This is a genomic window from Gordonia rubripertincta, assembly GCF_038024875.1.
GTDB classification, from domain to species: Bacteria; Actinomycetota; Actinomycetes; order Mycobacteriales; family Mycobacteriaceae; genus Gordonia; species Gordonia rubripertincta.
On the sequence record NZ_CP136136.1, the window covers coordinates 1,684,084 to 1,701,122 of the forward strand.

15 protein-coding genes and 1 pseudogene are annotated in these 17,039 nt (G+C 67.2%); 1 reads left to right on the plus strand and 15 read right to left on the minus strand.

The genetic code is table 11. The features are described from left to right. Positions 1-8 precede the first annotated feature (8 nt). The 12 genes and pseudogenes from nuoK to RVF83_RS07590 all read right to left on the minus strand — a co-directional run bounded on the left by nuoK (position 9) and on the right by RVF83_RS07590 (position 12,222). Entirely contained in the window at positions 9-308 is a 300-nt protein-coding gene (nuoK, locus tag RVF83_RS07535; protein ID WP_005200546.1) for an NADH-quinone oxidoreductase subunit NuoK, read from the minus strand. Beyond that, positions 305-1,121, minus strand: a pseudogene (locus tag RVF83_RS07540) (NADH-quinone oxidoreductase subunit J). Before RVF83_RS07540 ends, nuoK begins: the two are co-directional and overlap by 4 nt. Beyond that, positions 1,118-1,687, minus strand: a complete 570-nt coding sequence (gene nuoI / locus RVF83_RS07545; protein ID WP_005200543.1) for an NADH-quinone oxidoreductase subunit NuoI — start codon at positions 1,685-1,687, stop codon at positions 1,118-1,120. Before nuoI ends, RVF83_RS07540 begins: the two are co-directional and overlap by 4 nt. Then, on the minus strand, positions 1,680-3,014 hold the full coding sequence (nuoH, locus tag RVF83_RS07550; protein WP_005200541.1) for an NADH-quinone oxidoreductase subunit NuoH: 1,335 nt from the start codon (positions 3,012-3,014) through the stop codon (positions 1,680-1,682). Before nuoH ends, nuoI begins: the two co-directional genes overlap by 8 nt. Continuing rightward, positions 3,011-5,422: an NADH-quinone oxidoreductase subunit G gene (locus tag RVF83_RS07555; protein ID WP_005200539.1), complete on the minus strand. Its 2,412-nt coding sequence runs from the start codon at positions 5,420-5,422 to the stop codon at positions 3,011-3,013. Before RVF83_RS07555 ends, nuoH begins: the two co-directional genes overlap by 4 nt. Continuing rightward, entirely contained in the window at positions 5,419-7,461 is a 2,043-nt protein-coding gene (nuoF, locus tag RVF83_RS07560; protein WP_005200538.1) for an NADH-quinone oxidoreductase subunit NuoF, read from the minus strand. The genes RVF83_RS07555 and nuoF overlap by 4 nt, the downstream gene beginning before the upstream one ends. Further along, positions 7,458-8,819: an NADH dehydrogenase (quinone) subunit D gene (gene nuoD / locus RVF83_RS07565; RefSeq protein WP_005200536.1), complete on the minus strand. Its 1,362-nt coding sequence runs from the start codon at positions 8,817-8,819 to the stop codon at positions 7,458-7,460. The genes nuoF and nuoD overlap by 4 nt, the downstream gene beginning before the upstream one ends. Further along, positions 8,819-9,508, minus strand: coding sequence for an NADH-quinone oxidoreductase subunit C (locus tag RVF83_RS07570; RefSeq protein ID WP_005200534.1), 690 nt, complete (start codon positions 9,506-9,508; stop codon positions 8,819-8,821). Before RVF83_RS07570 ends, nuoD begins: the two co-directional genes overlap by 1 nt. Next, positions 9,505-10,059, minus strand: a complete 555-nt coding sequence (locus RVF83_RS07575) for a NuoB/complex I 20 kDa subunit family protein (RefSeq protein ID WP_005200532.1) — start codon at positions 10,057-10,059, stop codon at positions 9,505-9,507. Before RVF83_RS07575 ends, RVF83_RS07570 begins: the two co-directional genes overlap by 4 nt. Before the next feature lie 39 nt (positions 10,060-10,098). Next, complete coding sequence (locus RVF83_RS07580) at positions 10,099-10,506, minus strand: NADH-quinone oxidoreductase subunit A (protein WP_005200530.1); 408 nt, start codon at positions 10,504-10,506, stop codon at positions 10,099-10,101. Positions 10,507-10,664: 158 nt separating this feature from the next. Then, a complete protein-coding gene (locus RVF83_RS07585) occupies positions 10,665-11,075 on the minus strand; it encodes a hypothetical protein (RefSeq protein ID WP_005200519.1) in 411 nt (136 codons plus the stop codon). A gap of 70 nt (positions 11,076-11,145) precedes the next feature. Next, a complete protein-coding gene (locus RVF83_RS07590; protein ID WP_005200518.1) occupies positions 11,146-12,222 on the minus strand; it encodes a D-alanine--D-alanine ligase family protein in 1,077 nt (358 codons plus the stop codon). 131 nt (positions 12,223-12,353) lie between these two features. Here RVF83_RS07590 and RVF83_RS07595 point away from each other — a divergent pair, with 131 nt between their 5' ends. Then, the gene (locus RVF83_RS07595; RefSeq protein ID WP_005200515.1) at positions 12,354-13,667 is read left to right on the plus strand and encodes a UDP-N-acetylmuramoyl-tripeptide--D-alanyl-D-alanine ligase; all 1,314 of its coding nucleotides are present in this window, start codon (positions 12,354-12,356) and stop codon (positions 13,665-13,667) included. A gap of 19 nt (positions 13,668-13,686) precedes the next feature. On the opposite strand, the gene RVF83_RS07600 is transcribed toward RVF83_RS07595, so the two are convergent. The 3 genes from RVF83_RS07600 to RVF83_RS07610 form a co-directional block, all read right to left on the minus strand. Then, positions 13,687-14,739, minus strand: coding sequence for a helix-turn-helix domain-containing protein (locus tag RVF83_RS07600; protein ID WP_005200513.1), 1,053 nt, complete (start codon positions 14,737-14,739; stop codon positions 13,687-13,689). Positions 14,740-14,797: 58 nt separating this feature from the next. Then, positions 14,798-15,472 carry a hypothetical protein gene (locus RVF83_RS07605; RefSeq protein ID WP_005200510.1) on the minus strand — a complete coding sequence of 225 codons (675 nt, stop codon included), beginning with the start codon at positions 15,470-15,472 and terminating at the stop codon, positions 14,798-14,800. A 92-nt stretch (positions 15,473-15,564) separates the two neighbouring features. Further along, positions 15,565-16,974 carry a glutamate decarboxylase gene (locus RVF83_RS07610; RefSeq protein ID WP_005200508.1) on the minus strand — a complete coding sequence of 470 codons (1,410 nt, stop codon included), beginning with the start codon at positions 16,972-16,974 and terminating at the stop codon, positions 15,565-15,567. Between the last annotated feature and the right edge of the window lie 65 nt (positions 16,975-17,039).

A 17,039-nucleotide genomic window follows, 5' to 3' on the forward strand; every position in this document is an offset into this window, starting at 1 on the left:
ATCCTCCTCTACCGCTTCAGCAGATCCGCGTCGTCGACCGACGCCGAACGGCGCGATCGGAAGATGGTCATGATGATGGCCAGCCCGACGACCACTTCGGCCGCGGCGACGACCATCGTGAAGAAGGCGATCACCTGCCCGTCGAAGGACTGGTTCATGCGGGCGAACGTGACGAAGGCGAGATTCGCGGCGTTGAGCATCAGTTCGATGCACATGAAGACGACGATGGCGTTGCGCCGCAGCAGCACTCCGGCGGCACCGATGGTGAACAGCAATGCCGACAGGTAGAGATAGTTCTCCGGGTTCATGATCGACCCCCCGGATCCCGGTCCCCCGAGTTCTCCGGGGACTCCGTACTCTTCCGGCGCAGGGTACGGGCGGCCAGGATGGCGTTCACCGAGAGGTCGGAGGGACTCCCGTCGGGGAGTCGTGCCGGGACGTCGACCGCGTTGTGCCGGGCGTAGACACCGGGACTCGGGAGGGGCGTGATGTTGACGCCGGTGCGGAATCGCGCCTGCGACAACTCCTTCTGGGTGAGGCGTGGACCGAACTTCTCCCGGTGGGCCAGGACCATCGCGCCGAGGGTCGCCGCGATGAGGAGTGCACCGGTGAGCTCGAACGCCCAGAGGTACCGGACGAAGATGAGTTCGGCGATGGCCTCGATGCCGTAGTTGCTGTCGGTACCCAAAGCGCCGGCGGCGGTCGCGCCGGAGGTGACCGCGATGGTGGCGTTGCCGATCCCGGCGATCAGCAGGACGCCGAACCCGAGGCCGACGAGCATCGCGGCGACGCGTTGCCCTCGCAGGGTCTCTTTCAGGGAGTCGGAGGAGTCGACACCGATCAGCATGAGCACGAAGAGGAACAGCATCATCACCGCGCCGGTGTAGACGACCACCTGCACGACGCCGAGGAACAGCGCACCCTGCGCCACGTAGAAGACCGCCAGCACGATCATCGTGGTGGCCAGGAAGATCGCGGAGTACACCGCCTTGGTGGCGAAGACGACGCCGAGCGCGCCGGCCACCGCGATCACACCGAGCACCCCAGAACTGCACGGCCTCACCGGTCGAGGTGCGGACCACCTCGTCGGCCAGTATCGCGGTCATCGACCCGGGCATCATGGGCGCGGCTCCCGGGCACCCTCGCGGACCGTCGGGGTCGGGAGCGGCACCACCCGGCCGTCGGAGGTGACCTCACCGCGGTAGTAGTTCTCCTCGGTCGCGCCGGGCGCCATGGCGTGCGGTGGCGGTTCGACGTCCGGTGCCAGTGGCGCCAGAAGCCGATCCTTCTCGTAGATGAGATCGGCGCGGTTGTCATCGGCGAGCTCGTAGTCGTTGGTCATCGTCAGGGCACGGGTCGGACAGGCTTCGATGCAGAGCCCGCAGCCGATGCAGCGCAGGTAGTTGATCTGATAGACGCGGCCGTACCGCTCCCCGGGCGAATACCGTTCGTCCGGGGTGTTGTCGGCGCCCTCGACGTAGATGGCGTCGGCGGGGCAGGCCCACGCACAGAGCTCGCAGCCGATGCACTTCTCCAGGCCGTCGGGATGACGATTGAGTTGGTGCCGACCGTGATAGCGGGGCGCGGTCGGCCGCTTCTCCTCGGGATACTGCTCGGTGATGGTCGGCTGGAACATGCCACCGAAGGTGACGCGTAATCCACTGACGGGCTTGAGGAAATCAGGCATCGGTGGTCTCCCTGCTCGGCGTCCGATCGGCGGGAAGGGGCGGCTCGGGATCGATCCGGACGGGCTGGGATCTCGAATCCGTCGAGGGAAGGGGCGGCACGGGGAACCCTCCGGCCATGGGATCGAACTCGGCCGGGCTCTCCGGCTCGGCCGGGGCCTCCGGCACCTCCGGGACCCGCATCATCCGCCAGATCGCGTAACCGATGAGCGCGGTCACCGCGAGACCGGCGCCCGCCGAGACGAGTGCCCGGATCAACTCGGCATCGTCGCCGCCGACGGAGGCGCGGATGATCGCGACGACCATCACCCACACCAGTGAGATCGGGATGAGCACCTTCCAGCCCAGATTCATGAACTGGTCGTAACGCAACCGCGGCAGGCTGGTTCGGAGCCAGATGAACACGAACAGGAACGCCCAGACCTTGATGGTGAACCAGAGGACGGGCCACCAGCCGGAGTTCGCCCAGTCGAAGGTGCTCAGCGGCCACGGCGCCTGCCAGCCGCCCAGGAACATCGTGGTGGCGAGGGCCGAGACCGTCACCATGTTGATGTACTCGGCGAGCATGAACATCGCGAACTTCAGCGACGAGTACTCGGTGTGGAAGCCGCCGACCAGCTCGCCCTCGGCCTCGGGCAGGTCGAACGGGGCACGGTTGGTCTCGCCGACCATCGAGATCGCGTAGATCACGAAGGACGGGAGCAGTAGCAGGAAGTACCAGTGGTGCTCCTGTGCCGCAACGATTCCCGAGGTCGACATGGTCCCGGCGTCGAGGAACACCGCCGCGAAGGTGAGTCCCATCGCGATCTCGTAGGAGATCACCTGTGCGGTGGAACGGAGGCCGCCGAGGAGGGGATAGGTCGAACCGGACGACCACCCGGCCAGCACGATGCCGTATACGCCGACCGAGGTCACGGCGAGGACGTAGAGTACGCCGACCGGGAGATCGGTGAGCTGCAGCGGGGTTTCGTGGCCGAACACCGACACCATCGGCCCGAACGGGATCACCGCGAACGCCATCACCGCGGGTACGACCGCGATGATCGGTGCGAGGAGGTAGATCACCTTGTCGACGCCGGACGGGATGATCCCCTCTTTCAGGGCGAGTTTCACACCGTCGGCGAGACTCTGGAGGATTCCGCGGGGCCCGACGCGGTTGGGTCCGATCCGGGACTGCATGCGTGCCATGATCTTGCGCTCGAGCAGGATCGCGACCAACGGGTTGACGACCAGGAATGCGAAGACGGCGACGGCCTTGAGGACGATGAGCCAGATGGGGTCGTGGCCGAAGTCGGCGAGGTCGGGGTAGTCGATGGCGAGAGCGGTCATCGAACACCTCCCGCCACGTCCGCCGACGAGGCCGGCGACAGCGCGACGAGATCACCCGCCCGGGCCCGGAGGTCGGCGTGCACCCGGGAGCCGGGGGAGTTGAGCGGGACCCACACGACGCGGTCGGGCATGTCGGCGTACTCGACGGGCAATGTGATCTCCCCGTCGGCGGTGCTGATCCGCACGCGCCCGCCGACCGCGACACCGGCTTCGGCGGCGGTCGTCGGAGACATCCGGGCAACCGGCGGGCGGGCGGTCCCGGCGAGGTGCGGCTCGCCGTCCTGTAGGCGGCCCAGGTCGAGCAGCATGTGCCAGGTGGCCAGGACGGCCTGGCCGGCCGCCGGTGCGCGTTGCGGACGTTCGTGGGCGACGACGGCCGGTCGCTCACCCGACCACGCCCCGATGCGGCGCAAGTCCATGTGGATGGTCTGTGGTCCGTCGCAGCGCAGCTCGACGCCGAGTCGCCGTGCGAGTGCGTCGAGGACCCGATGGTCGGGAATCTGCCCCGATTCGGTCAGTGCGATGGTGAAGCTGCGTGGACGGCCCTCCCAGTCGACGAACGTGCCCTCCTTCTCGGCGGCCGTCGCCACCGGGAACACCACGTCGGCGTGCGGGGTCACCGTCGAATGCCGCTGTTCGAGACTCACGACGAACGGCGCGGCGGCGAGTGCGTCGCGCGCGGCCGCGGGATCGGGGAGATCGTCGAGGTCGACGCCGGCGACGATCAGCGACAGTCCGTGGTAGCGGGCCGCGTCGAGGATGCCGGTGGTGTCGCGACCGGGCAGGGTCGGGATGCCGGGACCCCACACCTCCGAAACAGCGTCGCGTGCGGCGCTGTCGGTGATCGGCCGTCCGCCCGGCAACAGACCCGCGAGTGCGCCGACCTCGAGTGCCCCGCGTTCACCGGCCCGTCGCGGAATCCAGGCGAGGCGGGCGCCGGTGCGGTCGGCGAGGTCGGCGGCGGCCTGCAGGCCACCCGGGACGCCGGCGAGTCGCTCTCCGACGACGATCACCGAACCCGCTCCGCGCAGATGGTCGGCCACCTCGGCGGAGGCGAGGACCTCCGTTTCGGCGCCCGGCGTGGTGGGGAACAGTCGCGCACCGAGTTTCTGCGCACCGCGGCTCGCGAACGGGGCCAGGGTCGCCACCCGCTGCCCGTTCGTCCGCACCGCCCGGCGAAGGCGGAGGAAGACGATCGGGGATTCCTCTTCGGGTTCGAAACCCGCGAGGAGCACCGCCGGCGCGGCGGACAGGTCGTCGTAGGTGGTCTCGAGTCCCCGACCGGCCACCCGGCTCGCGAGGAAAGACGCCTCCTCGGTGCTGTGAACACGGGCGCGGAAGTCGATGTCGTCCGACTTCAGAACCGTGCGGGCGAACCGTGCGTAGGCGTAGGCGTCCTCGACGGTGAGGCGACCGCCGACCAGGACTCCGACGTTACCCGCGGCCGTCGAGATCCCCTCGGCGGCAATGCGGATGGCGTCCGCCCAAGAAGCCTCCCGAAGATCGCCGTGCCGGTCGCGAACCAGGGGAGATGTCAGGCGGTCGGACTCGGTCGCGTAGGCGAAGGCCCACCGCCCCTTGTCGCAGTTCCACTCGGAGTTGACCTCTGGGTCGTCACCGGCGAGGCGCCGGAGCACCTTGCCGCGCCGGTGATCGGTGCGCTGGGCGCAACCGCTCGCACAGTGCTCACAGACACTCGGCGTGGAAACGAGGTCGAAAGGCCGCGCACGGAAACGGTACTGGGCACCGGTCAGCGCGCCGACCGGGCAGATCTGGACGGTGTTGCCGGAGAAGTACGAGTCGAACGGCTCGTCGGAGTAGATGCTGACCTGTTGCAGCGCACCGCGATCCGCCAGTTCGATGAGCGGATCACCGGCGACCTGCGTGGAGAAGCGCGTGCACCGGGCGCACAGGACGCATCGCTCGCGGTCGAGCAGTACCTCCGACGACAGCGGGACCGGTTTGGTGAAGGTGCGTTTGACGCCGTCGAACCGGGACTCGCTGCGACCGGCCGACATGGCCTGGTTCTGCAGTGGGCACTCACCACCCTTGTCGCACACCGGACAGTCCAGCGGGTGGTTGATCAGCAGCAGTTCCATGACGCCGCGCTGTGCATCTGCGGCGATCTGCGAACTGAGCTGGGTACGGACGACCATCCCGTCGGTGGCAGTGGTGGTGCACGATGCCAATGGCTTTCGTTGGCCCTCGACCTCGACGAGGCACTGGCGGCAGGCACCGACCGGATCGAGCAGCGGATGATCACAGAAGCGGGGGATGGTGATGCCGATCTGCTCGGCGGCGCGGATCAGCAAGGTGCCCTTCGGTACCCGCAGTTCGACGCCGTCGATGGTGATGCCGACGAGGTTGTCGGCGTCGGTCTTCGGTTCACCGCCGTGGGTGAGGGTCATCGGACATCTCCCGTCGGCTCGGAACCCAGCACGGTCGACAACGAGTGATCGAACGGGCAACCGTGATCGAGATGGGCGAGGTATTCGTCGCGGAAGTGTTCGAGGGAGGAGACGATCGGACTGCCCGCACCGTCACCGAGCGCGCAGAACGACTTTCCGACGACGCTGTTGGTGACATCGGCGAGGGTGTCGAGGTCGGCGGTGGTGCCGCCCTCGTGCTCGAGTCGGTGGAGTAGCTGCACCAGCCAGTAGGTGCCTTCCCGGCACGGCGTGCACTTGCCACACGACTCGTGCGCGTAGAACTCGGTCCAGCGCAGCACCGCGCCGACGACGCAGGTCGTCTCGTCGAAGATCTGGAGTGCCTTGGTGCCCAGCATCGATCCCGCGGCGCCGACGCCCTCGTAGTCGAGTGGGACGTCGAGGTGATCCGGCGTCAGCAACGGCGTCGACGACCCGCCCGGGGTCCAGAACTTGAGTTCGTGCCCGGCGCGGACACCGCCGGCACGTTCGAGGAGTTGCCGCAGGGTGATCCCCAGCGGGGCCTCGTACTGGCCCGGATGAGTGACGTGACCGGACAGGGAGTACAGCGTGAAACCCGGCGATTTCTCGGTGCCCATTGATCGGAACCAGTCGACACCGTTCCGGATGATCGACGGCACGCTCGCGATGGATTCGACGTTGTTGACCACGGTCGGACTGGCGTAGAGGCCGGCGACCGCTGGGAACGGCGGACGGAGGCGCGGCTGGCCCCGACGACCCTCGAGCGAGTCGAGGAGTGCCGTCTCCTCACCGCAGATGTAGGCGCCCGCCCCGGCGTGCACCACGAGCTCGAGATCGAATCCCGAACCGAGGATGTTCCTGCCGAGATAGCCTGCGGCATAGGCGTCGTCCACTGCGGTGCGCAGACGGCGCAGAACCGAGGCGACCTCTCCGCGCACGTAGATGAACGCGTGGTGCGCGCGGATCGCGTACGCCGCGATTATCACGCCCTCGATCAGGGTATGCGGTGTCGCGAGCATGAGGGGCATGTCCTTGCACGTGCCGGGCTCGGATTCGTCGGCGTTGACCACGAGGTAATGCGGAATCGAGGGCTCGGCGCCGGGGGACTTCTCCTGCGGGATGAAGGACCACTTCATCCCGACCGGGAAGCCGGCGCCGCCGCGCCCCCGGAGGCCGGAAGCCTTGACCATCTCGATGACGTCGTCGGGTGGGGTGTCTAGCGCGGAGCGCAGGCCGCGGTATCCGTTGTGGCGCAGATAGTTCGTCAGGGACCAGGACTCGGGTTCGTCCCAATGCCGGGACAGCACCGGGGTTTCCGGTGGTTCGGGTTCGGGTGGGGTCTCGGCTGCGCTCGGGGCATGTTCGGCCGACGAGGGCGCGGCTCCGGCGAGCTCGCGCTCGGTCTGGCGGAAGGAGCACACGCTCCCGGTGCCGCGGGCGGGTTCCACCGAGACACCGGCGCGGAGGTCCTCGATGAGTTCGATTGTCGACTCGGGGGTCTGGTTGTCGAAGAACTCCCAGTTCACCATCACCACGGGCGCGAAATCGCAGGCGGCGTTGCACTCGACGTGTTCGACCGTGATGCGCGCGTCAGCAGTGGTGTCGCCGGGACGAACCCCGAGGTGGTCGCAGACCGCGCGGAGGATGGCGTCGCCGCCGAGGGTGGCGCAGAGCGTGTTGGTGCAGATTCCGACGAGGTACTCACCGGTCGGCGAGCGGCGGAACATCGAGTAGAAGGTGGCCACCGACGCGACCTGGGCGGCGGTCAGATCGAGTTGTGCCGCACAGAATTCGATGCCGGCGCGAGTGATGAAACCGTCCTCGGACTGCACGAGATGAAGCAGGGGGAGAAGAGCCGACCGTGCCTGCGGGTAGCGCGCGATGATCGGGGCCGCCTGCTCGGCGAGGCGTTCGGTGACCTCGACCGGGTAGGCCGCCGGGCCGTCGAAGGTGATGGTCGGCGCCGGGATTCCCTGCGCGGGCGCAGGATCCTCGGTGGGCGGTGAGGTGGAGAGCTCCACGAACACGGGATCGGTCATCGGTCCACGCCTCCCATCACCGGGTCGATACTGGCCACAGCCGTGATCACGTCGGCGACCATGCCGCCTTCGCACATCGCCGCCACCGCCTGCAGATTCGTGAACGACGGATCGCGGAAGTGGACCCGGTAGGGTCGGGTGCCGCCGTCGCTGACCATGTGGACGCCGAGCTCACCGCGCGGGGACTCGACCGCGACGTAGCATTGTCCCGCCGGCACCCGCATGCCCTCGGTGACCAGCTTGAAGTGGTGGATCAACGCCTCCATCGACGTCCCCATGATCCGGGCGATGTGTTCGGGGGAGTTGCCGAGGCCGTCGGGGCCGAGGGCCAGATCTGCCGGCCACGCCAGCTTGCGGTCGGCGACCATGACCGGGCCGGGCCGGAGCCTTTCCAGGCACTGTTCGACGATTCGGATCGACTCGCGCATCTCCTTGACGCGGATCAGGTAGCGTCCGTACGAGTCACAGGTGTCGGCGGTGATGACGTCGAAGTCGTAGGTCTCATACCCGCAGTACGGCTGGGTCTTCCGCAGATCATGTGGATAACCGGTCGACCGCAGCACCGGTCCGGTGATGCCGAGAGCCATGCAGCCCGTCAGGTCGAGGTATCCGACGTTCTGGGTGCGCGCCTTCCAGATGTAGTTGTCGGTGAGCAGATCTCCGAGCTCGTCCAGGCGGCCGGGTAGCTGGGCGATGACCTCGGCGACCCGACCCGGCCCGTCGGATGGGAGGTCCTGCGCGACACCACCGGGTCGGATGTAGGCGTGGTTCATCCGCAGGCCGGTGATGAGTTCGAAGAGGTCGAGGATCAGTTCCCGTTCGCGGAAGCCGAGGAACATCGCGGTGACGGCACCGAGTTCCATTCCGCCGGTGGCCAGGGCCACGAGATGGCTGCTGATCCGGTTGAGCTCCATCAGCATGACGCGGATGACGGTGGCCCGTTCGGGGACGTCGTCGGTGATCCCGAGCAGCTTCTCGACGCCCAGGCAGTACGCGGTCTCGTTGAAGAACGGCGACAGATAGTCCATCCGGGTCACGAACGTGACGCCCTGTGTCCAGTTGCGATACTCGAGGTTCTTCTCGATCCCGGTGTGCAGGTAGCCGATTCCGCAGCGCGCCTCGGTGACCGTCTCACCCTCGATCTCCAGGATGAGCCGCAGCACGCCGTGCGTCGACGGGTGTTGGGGGCCCATGTTGACGACGATGCGCTCGTCGCCGGGTTGCTGTTCGGCGCGGGTGCGGACGTCGGAGACGATGGAGTCCCAGTCCTGTCCGGAGACGGTGTAGGTGCGGGTCGGGGTCTCCCGGTCGGGGGATGTGGCACGGGGCGTCGACGATCCGGTGGTTGTGTCGGTCATCAGCTGTACGACCTCCTCCGGTCCGGTGGGTCGACGCGGGTCCCCTTGTACTCGATGGGCACTCCGCCGAGCGGGTAGTCCTTGCGCTGGGGGTGACCTTCCCAGTCGTCGGGCATCTCGATGCGCGTCAGCGATCGGTGGCCGTCGAAGACGATGCCGAAGAAGTCGTAGGTCTCGCGTTCGTGCCAGTCGTTGGTGGGATAGATGTCGCAGATGCTCGGGATGTGTGGATCGGTGTCGGGGGCCGACACCTCCAGGCGCACACGCCGGTTGTGGGTCAGGGAGGCGAGGGGATACACGGCGTGCAGCTCCCGGTCGGTGTCACCGGGATAGTGGACTCCGTTGACGCCCAGACACAGCTCGAAGCGCAACCCCGGGGCGTTGCGGAGGGTCAACGCGACGGTGGGGAGGTGCTGCCGCGCGACGTGGATGGTCATCTCGTCGCGGAAGACGACCACCTTTTCGACTGCCGCGTCGTAGGTGTCGCCGAGTTCGGCCTCCAGGAGATCGGCGGCCTCGTCGAAGTAGCTGCCGTAGGGTCGAGACGAGCTCGGCGGCAGGGTGATCGGATCGATCAGGCCCCCGTATCCGGAGGTGTCGCCGGTGCCCGGTGCGCCGAACAGTCCGTGCCGGACGCCGATGACCTCGGGATCGGGCGGTTTCGGGTCGGGCATGCCGAGGTCGGTCATCGCAGCAGCCCCTTCATCTCGATGGTCGGAGTCGACTGCAGGGCAGCGCGTTCCGTGGCCCAGATGGCCTCTTCGCGGTTCACCCCGAGGGGCATCTCCTGGATCTTCTCGTGCAGCTTGAGGATCGCGTTGAGCAACATCTCGGGACGAGGAGGACAACCCGGGAGGTAGATGTCGACGGGCACGACGTGATCGACGCCCTGGACGATCGCGTAGTTGTTGAACATCCCGCCGGACGATGCACAGACCCCCATCGCCAGAACCCATTTGGGTTCGACCATCTGGTCGTAGATCTGCCGCAGCACCGGCGCCATCTTCTGGCTCACGCGGCCGGCGACGATCATCAGGTCGGCCTGCCGCGGAGACGCACGGAACGCCTCCATGCCGAACCTGGCGAGATCGTAGCGGCCCGACGTGGTGGACATCATCTCGATTGCGCAGCAGGCGAGTCCGAAGGTGGCGGGCCACAACGAACCCTTGCGCATGAAGCCGGCGAGATCCTCTACGGTACTCAGCAGGAAACCGCTGGGGAGTCGTTCCTCGAGTCCCATGACTGACCTCCTTGCAGACGGTGACCGGGCGAAAAGTCCTCAGTCCCAGCTCAGTCCACCGCGACGCCATTCATAGGCGTAGGCGACCGAGACGTTGACGATGAACAAGAGCATGGCCGCGAGGCCGAACCAGCCGAAGGAGTCGAACGCGACGGCCCAGGGGTAGAGGAAGACGATCTCGATGTCGAAGATGATGAACAGCATCGCGGTGAGGTAGTACTTGACCGGCACCCGCTGGATCGGGCCGCTGAAGGTGGGACCCTCGCCCCCGCGCCGGAGGGCGGGAGTCAGGAGACTCTGGCCGACCGGCTCGATGCCACACTCGTACGCCTCGAGTTTGGCGCGGTTGTACCGTTTCGGGCCGATCGCGACGCCGATGAAGACGCTGAAAACGGCAAACGCCACGCCGATTGCCCCGAGGATCATGATCGGGACGTAGGCGTTCAAAGCGTGGACTCCTCCTCGCTCCGGGCGGCCGAAACACCTGGTGGGCGATTCCGGCTCGGCGATTCTCCTGCCCGTGCCAGGGGTTCGATCAGAACCTCCCGGCGCGGTTGTGAGCTACACCACAAGCCTAGGTGGTCGTCCCGCGGGAGTCACCCGTTTCAGGCAGTTCGGCGTTTCTCGATCATCTCGACGAAGGCCTCCGGGAGGGCGATCGGATCGACCGGGAGAGTGGCTACGGCGTCGGCTCGCGACCATTCGGCGAGCCAGCGGTCGTCGGCGCGACCGAGCAGCACGAGCACCGGCGGGCTCGGGTCGAGTTCGTCCTTCATCTGTTTGGCGATCCCCATCCCGCCGGCCGGGGTGGCCTCGCCGTCGGCGATCACCGCGTCGATCACACCGGCGTCGAGCTGGGCGAACACCATTGGAGCCGTGGCGACTTCGATGAAGCTGAGCTCGGGGATGTCCTGGGACGGCCGGGCTCCGAGCGCACTGATGACCTGGGCCCGGGTCTCGGAATCGTCGGAATAGACCAGCACGCGCAGCGACCGGGCAGCCTGGGTGTGGGTCACGCGTGCGATGCTACAGCCGTTCGACGTCCGGTTCGGGTGACTTGGCCCGCGCGTCGGGCGTCGGTGAGGTTCAGTGCTCGGTCGAGAAGCCGACGCGGCGCCGGTGGACCTCGAGCGCGAAGGCGACGAGCTGATCGATGAGATCGGCGTAGGGCACGCCGGTGGCCTCCCACAGCTTCGGGTACATCGAACCGGGGGTGAACCCGGGGATGGTGTTGACTTCGTTGAGCAGCCAGCCGCGACCGTCGGCCTCGTAGAAGAAGTCCACCCGGGCCATGCCGGTGCAGCGCATCGCCGTGAACGTGCGGGCCGCGAGCTCCCTGACCTCGGCGATCGCGTCGTCGGGCAGGACCGCCGGGATGACGAGCTTCGCCGCGCCGGTGACGTACTTGTCCTCGTAGTCGTAGAACTCGCTACCGGGCTCGATCTCGCCTGGCACCGACGTTTCGGGGGCCGTGTCGCCGAGCACGGCCACCTCGATCTCGCGACCGGTGACGTTCTCCTCGATGATCACCACGTCGTCGTAGCGCAGCGCCAGGTTGATCGCCGCGTCCAGCTCACGCTCGTCGTGCGCCTTGGAGATGCCGACCGAGGATCCGAGGTTCGCGGGCTTGACGAACACCGGGAGACCCAGGTCCTCGACGACCCGCGAGACGATGGTGTCCGGGTCGTCGACGCCGTCGCGGAATTCGAGCCAGTGGCACTGCGGGATGCCGGCCTGCGCGGCGACGATCTTGGCCATCGCCTTGTCCATGCACACCGCCGACGAGAGCACCCCGGCGCCGACGTAAGGAAGCTTGAACAGCTCGAGCATGCCCTGGATGGTGCCGTCCTCGCCGTGCGGTCCGTGCAGCAGCGGCAGTACGACGGTGATCGCCTGGTCGGCGTGACCGCGGAGTTCGGTCAGCGGGTCGACGACGGTGCCGGCCACCTCCAGGACGTCCGGGAGCGGGGTGCCGTCGGCGATCGCGGCGATGGCCTTGTCGTTGCGCAGCCAGGCGCCGTCCTTGGCGATGCCGATGGGTACCAGGTCGTATTTCTGCCGGTCAGCGGCGGCGAGCACGTGCGCGGCTGTGACCCGTGACACATCATGTTCGGCGGAGACCCCGCCGTAGAGGACCACAAGACGCAGGAGCCGCGAAGACATGCATGTCACGATACGGCCCTCGGCAACCGAGTTCTCGGGGTGGAGTGGCCGGTTGTGGGTTTCGACACGGCTCGACCAGCAGCGGAGACGGCTCGGGAAGCCGGTCGGCGGCCGTCGGCTAGCGTGAGGTCGTGCATTTCTTGGCGAGTGAGGTCGCAGCGTCAGTCGGCGGCGAGTTGATCGGTCCCGACGTCCAGATCGACGGGGCGAGTATCGACTCGCGCAACGTCCGGCCCGGGCAGCTGTTCGTGCCGATCGTCGCCGAGCGGGACGGGCACGACTTCATCGCGTCTGCCCTCGAGGGCGGCGCGGCAGCCTACTTCACCTCGCGCGACGTGGTCTCTCGAGGGACCGCCATCCGGGTCCCGGATACGGCCCTCGCCCTTGCCGACCTCGGTCGCGCGGTCCGCCGTCGGATCCCTGACCGCGTCGTGGGTATCACCGGCTCGGTGGGCAAGACCTCCACCAAGGATCTCCTCGCCGGTGTCCTGCAGACCACCTACCGCACCGCGGCGAGCGAGAAGTCCTTCAACAACGAACTGGGCCTCCCGCTGACCCTGGCCGGAGCGACCGACGACGTCGAGGCCGTGGTCCTCGAGATGGGTGCGCGCGGGATCGGCCACATCGATCTGCTGTGCTCCATCGCCAGCCCGACCGTCGGCGTGATCACCCGCGTCGAAGGTGTCCACCTCGAGTTGTTCGGGAACATCGAATCGGTGGCCCGCGCGAAGGGGGAGCTGGTCGAGTCCCTTCCGGCCGACGGGATCGCCGTCCTCAACGCCGATCACCGCTACGTTGCGGCGATGGCGGATCGCACCTCGGCCCGGGTGCTGCGGTACGGCCTGTCGCCGGACGCCGACGTGTACGCATCGGACATCGTCGTCGACGACGAGCTGCGAGCGTCCTTCCGGCTGCACACTCCGTGGGGTTCGACCGACGTGCGTCTCGGCGCGCGGGGTGAGCACCAGGTTCCCAATGCGCTCGCGGCCGCTGCGGCGGGCGGCGGTCTCGGAGTCTCCGTCGAGGACATCGCCAACGGCATGTCGGCCGCTGAATTGTCTGGTCTGCGAATGGAACTCGCCAAGACCGCGAACGGCACGATCGTGCTCAACGATGCTTACAACGCCAACCCGACGTCGATGTCGGCGGCACTGAAGTCGCTCGCCGCGCTGCCGGTTGGACGACGCGTCGCCGTTCTCGGCACCATGGCAGAACTCGGATCAGACTCCCCGGCCCAGCATCACGCGATCGCACTCGAGGCGCACGAGCTCGGCATCGAGGTCATCGCGGTCGACGAACCCGACTACGGCGACACCGCGCGCCACACCTCCGGTGTCGACGAGGCGGTTGCCGCGCTCGGCGACCTCGGCGAAGGAGATGCAGTGCTGGTCAAGGGAAGTCGCGTCGCCGCGTTGGAGCGGGTGGCGCAGGCCCTGCTCAGCTGAGGTCCGCCTCAGCCAGGTGTCACGCGGTCGGTGGTTCCCAGTTCTCCGCGGCGTCGATCTCGGCGGCCGCACGGGCGCGGTACTCGCTGGGGCCAATCCCGAGTTCGGCCCGGAAGCGGTTGCGCATCGTGGGACTCGACGGGAAGCCGGACACCCTGGCGACCTCGGAGACCGCAATGTCCGGACGCGTCCGGAGGAGCTCGCAGGCGGTCTTGAGTCTGCGGTCGGCGATGCGTGCGGCCAACGAGTCCTCCGTGTCCTCGAAGTGCCGGTACAGCTGACGACGGCTGATGTGCAGGTAGCGGGCGATCGCGTTCGGGGTGAACGACGGGTCACGATGGTGACGCTCGATGAGGTCGGAGACCGCCTCTCGCACGTAGAGGGCGTTGTCGGTGATCTGTCGATTGTCGTAGTCGAGCTGTCCGAGTGCAGCGCGAACGAGTTCGATGGCGGCCATCTCCGTGTCCGGGTCGGGTTCGGTCACGCCGACTGCGGTGTCGGACGCGAACTGCAGGATGAACGAGGCGGTCGCGCGCGCCAGGAGGGTATGGGAGGCGACCGGCCGGCGGGCCTGTTCGGCGACACGGCGCTGGTTCCCGAGGAGTTCGAGCGGGATCACCAGGCCCGCAGGGTCATTGATCTCGAAGGTCCGCTCGAGATAGGGGGAGGCGTTGCTGACGAAGGCGAGTTGTCCGGGGCCATAGGCGAAATCGCGTGACCCCTGGCGGATGATGTGCCTGCCCTCCAGGGTGTGAACCCCGATGACCAGGTCTTCGGAGGGCTGCTCGGAGATGAGGCGCGGGTTCCGCGACACCTGGAGCGGGGTGTGCAGGCTGCAGAAGGTGCCGATCATCGAGAGCTGACGTACGTACATCAGCGAGTCGAACGAACCGGGGTCATCGGTCTGCACCTCGACGTGCTGCCCGAAGTCGCGCATGCCGTCGGGTCCGGTGAGTCGGATCGGCTCGGCAGGTATGTTGCTGCGGTGCAAGCCGATCCGGCGCTCCCACGCCGCGATCACCTTCGGGGGCAGGGGCGCCGACGAGACGTCGTTCCGGAACAACTCGGTCATCCCCGGCTCCCCGGTGCCGGTGCGCCCCCGCCGGGATCCGGTTGTGTACGTGATCCGGTCATGCCGACTCACCCGAGGAGTTCCGGTTCCAGGCCGGGAGGACCACGAGGGACGCCAGGAAGAAGCAGATCGCCCCGATGAAGGTTCCCCAGTTCGCCATCGCCGTGTCGACCGTGACTCCGCCCCTGGACATGTAGGCGCCCACCGCGGCGACGCCGAAGGCGATGCATCCGATGAGGTTGATCTGTACGGACCACCAGCCCGCCGAACCCGGATCGAAGAACTTGTGTGCGTGCCGGTAGCCGCGAACGGCCATGAAGCCGCTGACGAGGAAGAGGATCGATCCGCCGGCGTCTGGAGACCAGACGAACTCTCTCTGGGAGGGAATCGAATGCGCGGTGAGTGCCGCGGTGGTGCTCACGTTGAACAGGATCGTTCCCAGCGACTGGGTCGACGCCGCGAGCCAGTCGGCGCGCACCATGATGCCGCTGCCGTAGTCGACCTTGGTCGTCACCGGGCCGCTCAGGATCAGCTGGATCAGGCCGGCGGCGGTGAAGAACCACGCCCCGACGAAGCAGCAGACATTGACGGCCGACGATCCCGCCCAGCTGCCGAAGCCCGGCGCCGCGCTCAACGCGAAGAGTGCGGATCCGATCATGAAGCCCCAACACTGTTTGTCCAGGGTCGGGATGAAGGCCGTGCTGCGTCTGGGGGCTGACGCGGCAATACTCATTTTCTACCTGTCTGTGAATGCGACGATGCGTCCCCGGCCTGGATGGGGATGCCAGGCCGGGGACACATCAGGGGATCGCGACGATCTCGCGATCAGTGGTGGAAGTGCGAGCGCTCACCCTCGGCCGGGATCGGGCCCTCGAGACGATCGAGGAAGTCGACCTCGGTCTGGATGTCGGCGATGAGGGCACGCGCGAGGTCGTGGCTCAGGCCGGCGCGGACGACGATGCGCTGGACGGTCAGGTCGGCGAGGTCGTCGGCCATCGGGTAGGCCGGGACCAGCCAGCCCTTCATGCGCAGGCGATCCGACAGGTCGTAGAGGTTCCAGTTCTCGGTATGGCCCGACTTCAGTCGCCACGCGAAGACCGGGATGGTGTCGCCCTTGCTGACGAGCTCGAAGGCCTCGATCTTGGCGATCTCCGACGACAGCCACTGCGCGACGTCGAGCGAACCCTGCTGGACCTGGCGGTAGCCCTCACGGCCGAGACGCAGGAACTGGTAGTACTGCAGCAGCACCTGGGCGCCGGGGCGCGAGAAGTTCAGTGCCAGGGTGGGCATGTCGCCACCGAGGTAGCTGCAGTGGAAGACCATGCTCTCCGGCAGGGCCTCGGTGTCGCGCCACACGATCCAGCCGACACCCGGGTAGACCAGGCCGAACTTGTGGCCCGAGGTGTTGATGGAGACGACGCGGTCGACGCGGAAGTCCCACTCGAGGTCGGGCTGGCAGAACGGAGCGATCATGGCGCCCGACGCGCCGTCGACGTGGATCTTCACGTCGAGGCCGGTGTCGGCCTGGATCTGGTCCAGCTTGGCGGCGATCTGCTTCACCGGCTCGTACATGCCGGTGTAGGTCTGGCCCATGATGGCTACGACGCCGATGGTGTTCTCGTCGACGTACTTCTCGAGCTCATGGCCGTCGAGGACCATGTGCTCGGGACTGATCGGCACCCAGCGCGGCTCTACCTCGAAGTAGTTGCAGAACTTCTCCCAGCAGACCTGAACAGCGGTGGACAGCACCAGGTTCGGGGTCTCGGTGGACTTGCCCTCGGCCTTGCGGCGGGCCTGCCAGTGACGCTTGAGGGCCAGGCCGCCGAGCATGCAGGCCTCCGACGAACCGATGGTCGAGGTGCCGATGGCGTTGTCGACGTTCGGGTTGTGCCACAGATCGGCGAGGATCTTCCAGCAGCGGTCCTCGATGGCGGCCGTCTGCGGGTACTCGTCCTTGTCGATCATGTTCTTGTCGACGGTCTCGGAGTAGAGCTTCTTCGCCTCGTCGTCCATCCAGGTGGACACGAAGGTTGCGAGGTTCAGGCGGGCGTTGCCGTCGAGCATCGCCTCGTCGTGGACGATCTGGTAGGCGGTCTCGGGCAACAGCATGTCGTCGGCCATCGAGAACTTGGGCAGATCGGTGGCCTCGCCCGGGCGTGTGAAGACGGTCCGCAGGTTCAGGTTGTCGCCGATGTTGGTCGTGGCGCGGGCTTGCGAGTTCGATTTAGGTGTCATGTATTCCTCCTGGTGTTCAGATGCTAAGGCGCTCAATACCGAAAATGGGGGCGGTTGAAGCGATC

Bases quoted from the DNA above. Each gene is read 5' to 3' on its own strand.
- nuoH (WP_005200541.1), bottom strand. From the start codon at position 3,014: ATGACCGCTCTCGCCATCGACTACCCCGACCTCGCCGACTTCGGCCAC.
- RVF83_RS07600 (WP_005200513.1), bottom strand. From the start codon at position 14,739: ATGACCGAGTTGTTCCGGAACGACGTCTCGTCGGCGCCCCTGCCCCCG.
- nuoD (WP_005200536.1), bottom strand. From the start codon at position 8,819: ATGACCGACACAACCACCGGATCGTCGACGCCCCGTGCCACATCCCCC.
- RVF83_RS07605 (WP_005200510.1), bottom strand. From the start codon at position 15,472: ATGAGTATTGCCGCGTCAGCCCCCAGACGCAGCACGGCCTTCATCCCG.
- nuoF (WP_005200538.1), bottom strand. From the start codon at position 7,461: ATGACCGATCCCGTGTTCGTGGAGCTCTCCACCTCACCGCCCACCGAG.
- nuoK (WP_005200546.1), bottom strand. From the start codon at position 308: ATGAACCCGGAGAACTATCTCTACCTGTCGGCATTGCTGTTCACCATC.
- RVF83_RS07610 (WP_005200508.1), bottom strand. From the start codon at position 16,974: ATGACACCTAAATCGAACTCGCAAGCCCGCGCCACGACCAACATCGGC.
- RVF83_RS07590 (WP_005200518.1), bottom strand. From the start codon at position 12,222: ATGTCTTCGCGGCTCCTGCGTCTTGTGGTCCTCTACGGCGGGGTCTCC.
- RVF83_RS07555 (WP_005200539.1), bottom strand. From the start codon at position 5,422: ATGACCCTCACCCACGGCGGTGAACCGAAGACCGACGCCGACAACCTC.
- RVF83_RS07570 (WP_005200534.1), bottom strand. From the start codon at position 9,508: ATGACCGACCTCGGCATGCCCGACCCGAAACCGCCCGATCCCGAGGTC.
- nuoI (WP_005200543.1), bottom strand. From the start codon at position 1,687: ATGCCTGATTTCCTCAAGCCCGTCAGTGGATTACGCGTCACCTTCGGT.
- RVF83_RS07575 (WP_005200532.1), bottom strand. From the start codon at position 10,059: ATGGGACTCGAGGAACGACTCCCCAGCGGTTTCCTGCTGAGTACCGTA.